The organism is Rhodospirillum sp. A1_3_36 (assembly GCF_047263945.1).
Taxonomy (GTDB): Bacteria; Pseudomonadota; Alphaproteobacteria; order Rhodospirillales; family Rhodospirillaceae; genus Rhodospirillum.
Genome location: NZ_JBLAVB010000015.1, coordinates 22,823 through 33,037 on the forward strand (window position 1 = coordinate 22,823; position 10,215 = coordinate 33,037).

The window sequence follows — 10,215 nt, forward strand, 5'->3', positions numbered from 1 at the left end:
GGGCTTTGCCCCGTCCTCTACTGGGGCCGAAAGGCCCCAGACCCCGGGCTAAAAAAGGGAGGTTTGGGCAATCGCCCAAAAAAATATAAGAGACCGTCATGTCCCGTGCCGCTAGGTTTAAGGATATGATTTTAGGTCAAATGATCCGCCTTAAATCGATTCCGATTTAGGGCGATTTCATCTAAGGATCGCTATCCTGCTCGAATGCGCGATGGGTATAGGGATTACATGTGACGCCGTCGCTGCCGATCACCTTCGACTCCAGAGAATCGTTTCCGCTCCCACATTTGGCCAGAAGCCGGTTTGGTGGGAGAAGAGCATTCCGATAAGCGGAGATGGCCTGGAGGTGGTTGCGATTATAGGGGCGATCGGCCATCAAATTTGTTGACTTGGGGGATAACGCTTTGACCCAGGATGGGAAAGGCGGCGCTTTCTTTTTGTCCCCCGATCCGATCTGGGCCATGGGTCTTGCCTTGCCCCAATGGCCCCGGCTCGACAGAGAGCACAAGGCTCTGGCTGATTCGTCAGGGGGGGCGGTATGCTCTTGGCCCTGGTTGCAGCCTTGTCTTACCGAGGGACGGGGAAGGTGGAGGACTTCCTCACCCGCTCCCGAAGCGGATATGGTCGGTCCAGGCCCGTTCCACCTTGGCCAGGGATTCATTGGCCGAGCTGAGACCGGTCGGGGACAGCTCAAAGCGGCTCAATCCGTCGGCGAGCTGTGCTTGCATGCTTCGCATGGACTCGCACAGAGCAAGCCCCTTGTCAGTCAGTTGCAGGCGTGTGGCTCGTCGGTCGTGTGTACTGCGTTCCTGGGAAATGTAGCCCGATTCGGTCAGTTTTTTGATGTTATAGGAGACGTTCGAGCCGTGGTAATATCCTCTGTCCTTGAGGTCGCGGATCACCACGTCCTCAGTTCCGATGTTATGGAGGAGGAGTGCTTGAACTGCGTTGATGTCGTCCACGCTTAGTCGGCGCAGTTCCGCTCGGATGACATCGAGAAAATGTCGGTGCAGACGCTCAATGAGGCGCACCATGTCGTGATATTGCTCTTGCAAGGGTTGATCGTCCCTAATCGTCGCGACCTGTGTTCGCGATAGTGAACCACTTATGATCTTTTGGTTATCCTGAGTAAAAAGGCAAGCTTTTGAGCTTGATTGCCCCTTTTTTTGTGAGGATGGAGATAAAATTATTACGCCTCCATTCCAATAAACGTTTGGAATGGCGGTCATACCGGGGTGGCGTTTAAGCCTACAGGCCCGTGAAGGGTTGGATCATGCGGCCGAGCAGGCTGGTATATCGCAGGGGCGCATCGGTTATGATGAGGCAAATGCACCCCTCAGCACCGGTCAAAGGGGCATGGATCGTGTCCTGGGTGGCTTCTGCCACGTCACCCCGGGCAAATCTTTGGGAATCATCGGTGAAGGAGCCGGTGAGCACCAGGGTCCATTCGCTCCCCTTATGTCCATGGGTCGGCAGGGGGGTGTGGGCAGCCACCTTGAACAGGCGGGCATTTGAGCCTTCGGCGCCTCGGGGCATCAGGCGGATGTGGCGGACGCCAGGAGCGAGACGTTTCCAGGGAAGTGGGCCGCTTTCGTCTGAAAGAGAAAGATAGGCGCGAATGGGGGCAGGCAAGGCCGCAAGTTCCCCTCCGCCCCCCTTCGGCGGGACGGGGGGAGGGGGAGAAGGAGACACCTCCTCCGGTTCATCCAGGCGGGCGAGCAACCTGTCCAAGGCGTCTTTGTTCAGGGAGTCAGGCTCCAAAGCGTCGAGCAAAGCCCCTCCCACCCGTTCCAGGTCGGCGACTGCAGCTCGACAAATGGGGCAGAAGGTGAGGTGGGCGGCCACCAACAGGGAGATTCCCTCGCCCAGGGTGCCCGAGGCATAGGCCGCCAACACCTCGGGTTCCAGGTGGTGCATGGGAAGGATGGCGGGCGTCATGACGGGTCTTCTCCAATGGTTCCGCGTAGCCGGTCGAACGCCAAGCGCAAACGGGATTTGACCGTACCGAGGGGCAGTCCGAGTCGCTCTGCCACTTCCATGTGGGTCAGGTCCTCGAAAAAGGCCAGATGAACCACTTCGGCTTGCTTTGCAGGAAGGCCCTCCAGGGCCTTCTTCACGCGATTGTCCCGCTGTTCGCTTTCCAAGACATTGTCTGCGTTCTCAGGCCCTTCGGGGGTCAACAGGGGGTCGCAGGGATCCAGTTCCGGTCGTCGTTCCTTGCGAATGCTGTCTATCCACAGGTTCCGGGCGATGGTGAAAATCCAGGTGCCGGGCCCTGCTTTGGCGGGATCGAATCGGTCGGCCTTGCGCCAGACGGACAGCATGGCCTCCTGCGCCATATCCTCAGCGACCGCATCGGATGCTCCCTTGCGGCGAAGATAGCTTTTCAGCCGAGGGGCATAATGTTGGAACAGGGCGATGAAAGCCGCCCTGTCCTGGCGTTGGGCAACCCGGACGATCATGGCACCGTGTTCCGCAGTCAATCCAGATGACGTGGTGACTTTGGGGGTGGGGTCCAGGCTCACGGATGCGCTCCGCGAGGCGAGGAAGGCCGATATGGATCGCTGGGCGTCCCATCCGGTCGCGCTGGTGCGTGGCTCATTCATACCCTTTCTTACGATCCGGATCTTTCTCTGGATCACTGCTTTAGGGTGTCACCCTATTCGGCTCTTCTTTCTATTCCCCAAATATTTTTTTACCATTCCGCAAGGGGTTTGCCGGGCAGGCTGAGGAGATGAGGGCAAAGGGAAGCTTCAAGAGGTGGTGAACCAATTATCGCTTATATGCGTAGTCAGTACCACATACTCTTAAATAGGGTGCCGCTGTGTCGCGGTAAACCAATGCCACAGGGAAACAACGCCGTGCCACCCATTCCCGACAGTCTCTCTCTTCCGTCTCCGCCGATTTCCCGCCTGTCCATTGCTGTTGTTGGGACGGGGATCGCAGGTCTTTCCGCGGCGTGGTTGCTCGCTCAACGACATGACGTGACCCTGTTCGAAAAGGAAAGCCGTTTGGGCGGTCATTCCAATACCGTCGAGGCCCCCCTTCCCGAGGGAGGGACCATTGCAGTGGACACGGGGTTCATTGTTTACAATGCCCCGAATTATCCCAACTTGGTGGCCCTGTTTGATCATCTGGGGGTGACCACGCGGGATACGGATATGTCCTTTGCTGTCTCGGCAGACGGGGGCGGTCTCGAGTATTCGGGAAGCGGGTTGGGTGGAGTGCTGGCCCAGCCGAGCAATGCCTTGCGTCCCCGCTTCTGGTCCATGATGCGTGATTTGGTCCGTTTCTATCGGACGGCAGCGAAAAGCTTGAAGGATCCGGAGATCACGGCCCTGTCCCTGGGAGACTTCCTGCGGCGGGAGCGGTACGGCAAGCCCTTCATCGAGGATCATTTGCTGCCCATGGGCGCGGCCATCTGGTCGGCTCCCCCGGCAGAGATGGAGGCCTACCCGGCGGCCGCCTTCATCGAGTTCTTCCGGAACCATGCGTTGCTGGACTTGGGAAACCGGCCCCCCTGGCGGACGGTTGTCGGCGGATCGCGGGAATACGTTATGCGGTTGCGCGCGGCCTTTGCTGTTCCTCCGAAGCTGGGCCTGGGTGTCCGAAGGATCAAGCGGGATCCCTCGGGTGTTATCGTTCAGGACGGTTCTGGGAAGAACCATGGCTTTGATCATGTTGTCATTGCCACCCATGCCGACGAGGCCCTCGGTCTGTTGGCTGATCCGTCTGGGGAAGAGCGCCGTTTGTTGGGGGCGTTCAAATACCAGGCCAACGACACCTGGTTGCACCGGGACAGTGACTTGATGCCCCGCCGACGCCGGGCCTGGGCTGCTTGGAACTTCCTGCTCGATCGGCGCGAGGGACGGAATGTTCCGCCAACGGTGACCTATTGGATGAACCGCTTGCAGCATCTGGAGACAACGCACAACCTGTTCGTCACCCTGAACCCCCCTCGCCCCCCCAGGGAGGATCTGGTGCTGGAACGGTTCAGGTATGACCATCCCCTGTTCAATGGCTTGGCGATGCGCGCCCAAAAGGAACTGTGGCGCCTTCAGGGGCAGGGAAATACCTGGTTCTGCGGGAGTTACTTCGGGGCAGGCTTCCACGAGGACGCTCTCCAATCCGGGTTACTTTGCGCCGAGCGCTTGGGTGGCGTCCGTCGCCCCTGGCGGGTTGGGAACGAAAGCGCCCGGATCGCCCCCTGGCCGAACGACGTCAAGGGGCCCGGGGGGGTGGGGATGAACGCCATGGCCGCCCAATGAGCGTCTCCCCTCTCTCTGGTGCCATCCTCTATCATGGTTCGGTGCTTCACCGACGTCTGAGGCCCAAGCGGCACCGGCTGTCCTATAAGGTGTTTTCCCTGGCGGTGGATCTGGAGTCCCTGGACAGGTTGGACCGGGAATTCCGCCTGTTCGCCCATAACCGCTGGGGATTGTTCTCCTTCCATGACCGGGACCATGGGGCATCTGATGGGACGCCCTTGCGTGCCCATGTGGAGGGGGTGCTGGGCCGAGCCGGGATCAATCTGGCCGGGGGGAGTATTACCCTGTTGTGTTATCCGCGTATCTTGGGCTTCGCCTTCAATCCGCTGAGCACCTATTACTGTCGTGACAGCCAGGGGGCATTGCGGGCGATTCTTTACGAAGTGCGCAACACGTTCGGGCAGTGTCATTCCTATTTGATTCCCGTCGAGGACCCAGACGCCCCCCTTGTGCGGCAAACCTGTCCCAAGGTGTTCTATGTCTCGCCCTTCATGGAGATGGAGGGCGCCTACCACTTCCGCATGTTGCCTCCGGGCGAGCGGGTGGCCCTATCCATTCAGCAGACGGATGGGGAGGGGCGGACATTGCTTCACGCTTCCTTCGTCGGCGAGGGAGAGGGGATGACCGACCGGGCGCTGCTGCGGGCCTTCCTGCGGTATCCATTGATGACCGTGAAGGTCGTGGTGGGAATCCATTGGGAGGCGTTGCAACTGTGGATGAAGGGGATGCGGCTCGTGCCGCGGCCTGCGCCTCCTGGCGAATCCGTGAGCCTGCATCCACCAAAAAACGATACCGTCGGAGATCCGAAGACAGGCTCTGTTCGTAGGTAGAACAAGACAACGTTCGGACGATCCAAAAGAGGTAACTCTCCATGGCTTCACGGAAATCCGCCAGCACGCTGGTTCTCGCCCTCAGCGCTCTCCTGCCCGGTGCAGAGGCCCGGCAGCCCTGGAGTCGTGGCCTTGCCCGTCTGGCCGGAGAGTTGCGGATTGGGCGCCTAACCCTGGAAACACCCAATGGTGAGCGCATGGCCTTCACCGGTCGGGACAGTGCCGATGGCCCCCGGGGCGTCCTGACCCTGCGCTCCGATAAGGGCGCCAGGGCCATGTTCACCGGAGGGGAAGTGGGCTTTGCCCAGGCCTATATCGACGGCTATTGGGACAGCCCCGATTTGACGGCCCTGATTCGATTGGCTGCGGTCAATCAGAATCACATCGGGCTGTCGCGCATGGGGCTGGCACCGGCCCATTTGGTCAACCGCTTACGCCACCTGTCCCGGCCCAATTCGAAAAAGGGGGCAAAGCGCAACATCGCCTACCACTATGACCTGGGGAACGCGTTCTACGCTTGGTGGCTCGACCCGTCGATGACCTATTCCTCGGCCCTGTTTGAGACGGGAGAGGAACACCTGGTGGATGCCCAGCGCGCGAAGTATCACGCCTTGGCCAGGGAGTTGGACCTGAAGCCCGGGATGTCGGTTCTTGAAATCGGTTGTGGTTGGGGGGGCTTTGCGGAAGTGGCGGCCAAGGACTACGGCGCTAAGGTCGTGGGGATTACTCTGTCAAAGGAGCAATTGGCCTATGCCCAGGAACGGATCAACAGGGCGGGTCTTGCCGAACAAGTGGAGCTCCGCCTTCAGGATTACCGGGATGTGCCCGGACAGTTTGACCGGATCGCCTCTATCGAAATGTTCGAGGCGGTGGGGGAGGAGCATTGGTCCATGTATTTCGATGTAATCAAGGATCGACTGCGGCCCGGTGGCCGGGCGGCCCTGCAGGTGATCACCATTGCAGAGGATCGGTTCGAGACCTACCGAACCGGGGCTGACTTCATTCAAACCCACATTTTCCCGGGTGGCATGTTGCCCACCGTGCCCCTTCTGCGGGAGAGAATCACCCAGGCGGGACTGCAATTCCGCGAAGTCCGGCGCTTCGGGGAATCCTACGCCCGGACCCTGGCCCTCTGGCAGAGGGATTTCCAACGGTCCTGGGGGGAGATCGCCCGGATGCCCGGATTCGATCGGTCGTTTAAACGGATGTGGGAATACTATTTGGCCTATTGCGAGGCAGGATTCAGCGAGGGATCCATCGATGTGGGACTCCACCTCGCCTTGAAACCCCAATAGCATCCCACTTTGCGCAAATTGCCCTAAAAGGGGAGGGGGTGGGTGCGCACCGCCTGTTTCCGTTTCCTATGAAAACCGGGTTTATGGAGGCCGCTTATCCGAACTCGACCCGGTTGCGTCCATTTTCCTTGGCTTTGTACAAATACTGGTCGGCGCGTCGGATCAGTTCGGTGACCGCCTCGCCGGGCCTGTAGATGGTGACGCCAAAAGACATGGTCTTGTGGCCGACCTGGGGCAGTTCGTGTTCCGCGACGATGGACCGGAGTTTTTCGGCCAGCTTCGTAGCGCCTTCCAGGGAGGTTTCGGGGCAAATAACGGCAAATTCCTCTCCTCCCCAACGACCGAGTATATCCATTTGGCGGATGTTGTCTCTCAGGATATTCGCCATTTGGATCAAGACGGTGTCGCCTACCGGATGGCCGTGTTGATCATTGATCAACTTGAAACCATCCACATCGCCGATCATGACGGTCAGCGTCGTTCCATAGCGATTGGCTCTCTCCACCTCGGACCGGAAGGTCTGGTCGAGAAAACGGCGGTTTCTAAGGCCGGTCATTTGGTCCGTGACAACCAGTCTTTCAAGTTGACGGCTTTTCAAGGTCAGTTCAGCGTGCGCTTCCACCAGGGCGTTTTGCGCTTCCTTCAGGGCGGTGATATCCACGGCGATGGAATACTTGGCCATCTGACCGTCATGCCAGGGGATCAAGGTTTCTTCCATCTGATACCAGCGGTCGTTGGCCTCATTGAAATGTTCGAAAACGATTTTTCCGCGCCCGTTTCTTTTCCGGTTTGCGACCATTTCTTCCAGTGGGCAATGGATACAGCGGGTGTCCTGACCATAGATACGGCTGTGGCAGGTGTCGCCGATTCCTGCGCCCGCCAGTTTGCGCATGGCGGTGTTCACGGCCAAGATCTTCAGTGTTGTCGCGTCGACCACATATACGGGGAAGGGAATGGCATCTTGTGCCGCCATCCAGGAATCCCAAGGATCGAATGCATCAGATGAGTCGACATAAATCATAGGGTTTCGAACCGCGTCTTATTCCCCTGCCAAGGTGGCCAGCGGAGCTAATACCATGATTGGTTTGGTGAACCAACTTACAGGTCCGGCTATCGGTGCGTCTACAATCATTCTCGCTCCGACATGGAGAGGGCGCGGATTGAGGGGGAATTCGAGGGGAGTTGGAAAAGAGGGGCCGGATTCCTCGGGAAATAAGCGCTACTAGAAGGTGTGGAGCTCAGTGGAGCGGCTTCTTTGCGCGGTCATGCCCTTTTTTCAGCATACGAGAGTGTTTGGGGGAAGCCTCGTAGCGCGGCGCGAGCGTCTGTCGGTGCCTCGAATTGGGGATCAGGGATTCCGGATTCGGCAGAGGGCTGGATTGGTCAAAGGACCTGTCTTGCCGAACGCCTTGAGCGTGTCGTGACAAGGGTAGGGCTCAGGCTTCGTCTGGCCTTATGTGAGGGCGCGTGTTTGGACTTTTAGATGTAATGCTCGATTAGGTTGTTGAGCAGGGTGGAGAATTTTTCCTGGTTGATTGGTTTTAGGATGTATCCTTTTGCTCCGGCGTTTATCGCTTCCATGACCATGCTTTCCTGCCCCAGGGACGTCACCATGATAATCAAGGTGTTGGGTTTATCTGCTAGGATTCGGCGGGTGGCCTCGATACCATTCATATCGGGCATGGTGATGTCCATTGTGATCAGGTCCAATGCCATATTTTCGCATTGCTTTATCGCCGCTGCGCCGTTTTCGGCCGTTGCGACGACCTTGTGGCCCAACTCCATAACCATGCGTGAAATCTTCTTCCGCATGATCAGGGAATCGTCAACAACGAGAACTGAAAGACTGTTCATATCTAGTATTCCTCTTTCATCTCCGTATAATCCAAAGAAATTTTTATGAAAAAATAGAGTGTTTCTCTATTTTTTCATTCCGTTGAATGGGTTTCTGCGTTCCCAATTCAAATTTATTGTGTTTTCCTTTTTAGGATCTAGTCTCGGGTCTGATTTTTGCTGGGCGATGATCAGTGCGATGGGTTCAGTGTCTCTCGTCTCTTTCCGAGGTCAGAAGTGATGGCAGGAACCTCCTTACTTTAGGTGATCTTCCCGTCGGTTTCGCGAGATGATTTCAAGGTCGTTTGATCTACTTGAAATCATCATGTTTCTCGTTGATCATCTTTTTGTTGTTGAGCTGACCGTATCGCAGAAAACTTGGTGTTCTGTCCAGGGCTTTCCGACGTCCGGGATGGGTCTATTTTGAAGGGGCAGGGAAGGGATGCACATCCGGGAACTGAGTTTATGGAGATGTAAGGCTGGGAGCGATACGGGGATTTTGGCAATTGGCCGTCTGGCTGTGTTGCAAGGTCCCTCGTCGGCGGCGCGGTGGCGGGATTTTTCCTGAGGGAATAAGAGGCCATTGGGAAGGCGTGTTTGGCGAATGGTTACAGTAAAAAGTAGCAAAAATTTGCCAGAAATTGTTCCTTGCATGTTTCTCATCTTTAAGGCTAGCTAGTGCTGCAAATACATCCGAGGTCGGGGAGAGACAGGTTGGCAAAGACGGGGGCGATGAAGTCCACGGCAAGGCCATTTCTTGTTCCAAAGGCCATTCTTGACGTCAAGGCAGAGGGGTGATGGGCGATGGCTACAGTAAAAAAGCAGAATTCGACTGTTGGGGATGAAGATCCGCTTCGGCGGATGTTGGCCATGGACGGAGGCGGCATCTACGGCCTGTTCACCGTGCTTATGCTCAAGGCGCTTTGCGCCGAGAATAGCCGGTTTCTTAAGAAAGGGGATGTCCGGGTATTCGCGGGCACCTCGGCCGGGGCGCTTTCCGCCCTGTCGCTGGCCGCAGAAGAGGACCCCAGAAGCATTGTCGTGAATGGGCATTTGGAGGAGATGTTCGAGGATCCCCGCCTGTACGGCATCAAGCCGGGCCTGAGGCGGGCCCTGGGAACCCTCGGCCTGACCTCCTGGACGGGCGCCCGGGATTCGGAAAGCCTGATGCGCGAGAAGTTTGGCGAGATGACTCTGGGTGATTTGCCCAATAAAGTGGTGATCTGCACCTTTGACCTGTTTGGTGACCCGGATATGGGGGGGCAGCAAAAGTGGCGTCCTCGCATGTATCACAATCTGAAGGGACAGAAGCAGTCCGTCTTGGATCTGCCGGTATGGAAGCTTGCCTTTGGCGCCACGGCGCCGGTGGGCTGGCGATCTGTTCGGCACGGGATCACCGATGGCGGTATTTTCGCCGACAACCCTATTCTACCGTCTATCGCGACACTGTTGCAGGCAGAGAAGTTGTGCGCCCGTGAGGGGGATGAGGAGCATCGTCTTGCAGAAACCCTTCCCGACGATTACGCCTGCCTTGCGAACTTTCGGATGCTGTCCCTGGGGGTCGGAAACAAGATTCCCCATTATCAATGGCGGAACTTTGACCTGGGCTACCTCAGCTTCAACCTGTTGCCCACGAATATGAAAGACAAATTCTATTGGGCGCCCTTATGGCACCTGCTGTTGGAACCCGGCGTCGAAGGGGCAACCGAACAGGCCTATGCGTTCTTGGGGAAAAGCCATTTCCATCGGCTGGATCCGGGTGTGCTCGGCTTTCCCATTCCTCCGGTTCTCGGAGCAATGTACCTTTGCAAGTATAATTCCTGGCGGGATTTCATCGCGAAGAACATTCGCAAAGGGATGAACGAAGAGTTGGCCCGTTTGGACATTCAGCAAACTCTGGGTTGGCTATCAGAGCAATGGCACTCGACTTCCGAAGAGGTGGATGGCCCGTCAAAAACCGTCGCTGCGGAGTAATTGGGCAATGGCTAA

Annotated in this window: 9 protein-coding genes; 4 read left to right on the top strand and 5 right to left on the bottom strand. The window is 57.4% G+C overall.

Translation table 11 applies throughout. From position 1 onward, the window contains the following. Nucleotides 1–599 precede the first annotated feature (599 nt). The 3 genes from ACLIRY_RS21335 to ACLIRY_RS21345 form a co-directional block, all read right to left on the bottom strand. Nucleotides 600–1,034: a MarR family winged helix-turn-helix transcriptional regulator gene (locus ACLIRY_RS21335; RefSeq protein WP_413207449.1), complete on the bottom strand. Its 435-nt coding sequence runs from the start codon at nucleotides 1,032–1,034 to the stop codon at nucleotides 600–602. A 214-nt stretch (nucleotides 1,035–1,248) separates the two neighbouring features. Continuing rightward, the gene (locus ACLIRY_RS21340; protein WP_413207450.1) at nucleotides 1,249–1,938 is read right to left on the bottom strand and encodes a ChrR family anti-sigma-E factor; all 690 of its coding nucleotides are present in this window, start codon (nucleotides 1,936–1,938) and stop codon (nucleotides 1,249–1,251) included. Next, entirely contained in the window at nucleotides 1,935–2,606 is a 672-nt protein-coding gene (locus ACLIRY_RS21345; RefSeq protein WP_413207451.1) for a sigma-70 family RNA polymerase sigma factor, read from the bottom strand. Before ACLIRY_RS21345 ends, ACLIRY_RS21340 begins: the two co-directional genes overlap by 4 nt. Before the next feature lie 255 nt (nucleotides 2,607–2,861). Here ACLIRY_RS21345 and ACLIRY_RS21350 point away from each other — a divergent pair, with 255 nt between their 5' ends. From ACLIRY_RS21350 to ACLIRY_RS21360, 3 genes are read left to right on the top strand one after another with little or no spacing between them, the layout of a single operon-like run. Continuing rightward, the gene (locus tag ACLIRY_RS21350) at nucleotides 2,862–4,268 is read left to right on the top strand and encodes an NAD(P)/FAD-dependent oxidoreductase (RefSeq protein ID WP_413207452.1); all 1,407 of its coding nucleotides are present in this window, start codon (nucleotides 2,862–2,864) and stop codon (nucleotides 4,266–4,268) included. Further along, on the top strand, nucleotides 4,265–5,098 hold the full coding sequence (locus ACLIRY_RS21355; RefSeq protein ID WP_413207453.1) for a DUF1365 domain-containing protein: 834 nt from the start codon (nucleotides 4,265–4,267) through the stop codon (nucleotides 5,096–5,098). Before ACLIRY_RS21350 ends, ACLIRY_RS21355 begins: the two co-directional genes overlap by 4 nt. A gap of 41 nt (nucleotides 5,099–5,139) precedes the next feature. After that, nucleotides 5,140–6,393, top strand: coding sequence for a class I SAM-dependent methyltransferase (locus tag ACLIRY_RS21360; protein ID WP_413207454.1), 1,254 nt, complete (start codon nucleotides 5,140–5,142; stop codon nucleotides 6,391–6,393). A 94-nt stretch (nucleotides 6,394–6,487) separates the two neighbouring features. Here the strand turns inward: ACLIRY_RS21360 and ACLIRY_RS21365 are convergent, their stop codons facing one another. Both ACLIRY_RS21365 and ACLIRY_RS21370 read right to left on the bottom strand, forming a co-directional pair. Then, nucleotides 6,488–7,366 (bottom strand): diguanylate cyclase, encoded by an 879-nt coding sequence (locus ACLIRY_RS21365; RefSeq protein ID WP_413207455.1) that lies wholly within the window; start codon nucleotides 7,364–7,366, stop codon nucleotides 6,488–6,490. Nucleotides 7,367–7,872: 506 nt separating this feature from the next. Then, nucleotides 7,873–8,247 (bottom strand): response regulator, encoded by a 375-nt coding sequence (locus ACLIRY_RS21370; RefSeq protein ID WP_413207456.1) that lies wholly within the window; start codon nucleotides 8,245–8,247, stop codon nucleotides 7,873–7,875. Between the two features lie 783 nt (nucleotides 8,248–9,030). Between ACLIRY_RS21370 and ACLIRY_RS21375 the strand changes: the two genes are divergently transcribed. Further along, nucleotides 9,031–10,200: a patatin-like phospholipase family protein gene (locus ACLIRY_RS21375; RefSeq protein WP_413207457.1), complete on the top strand. Its 1,170-nt coding sequence runs from the start codon at nucleotides 9,031–9,033 to the stop codon at nucleotides 10,198–10,200. Nucleotides 10,201–10,215: the final 15 nt, after the last annotated feature.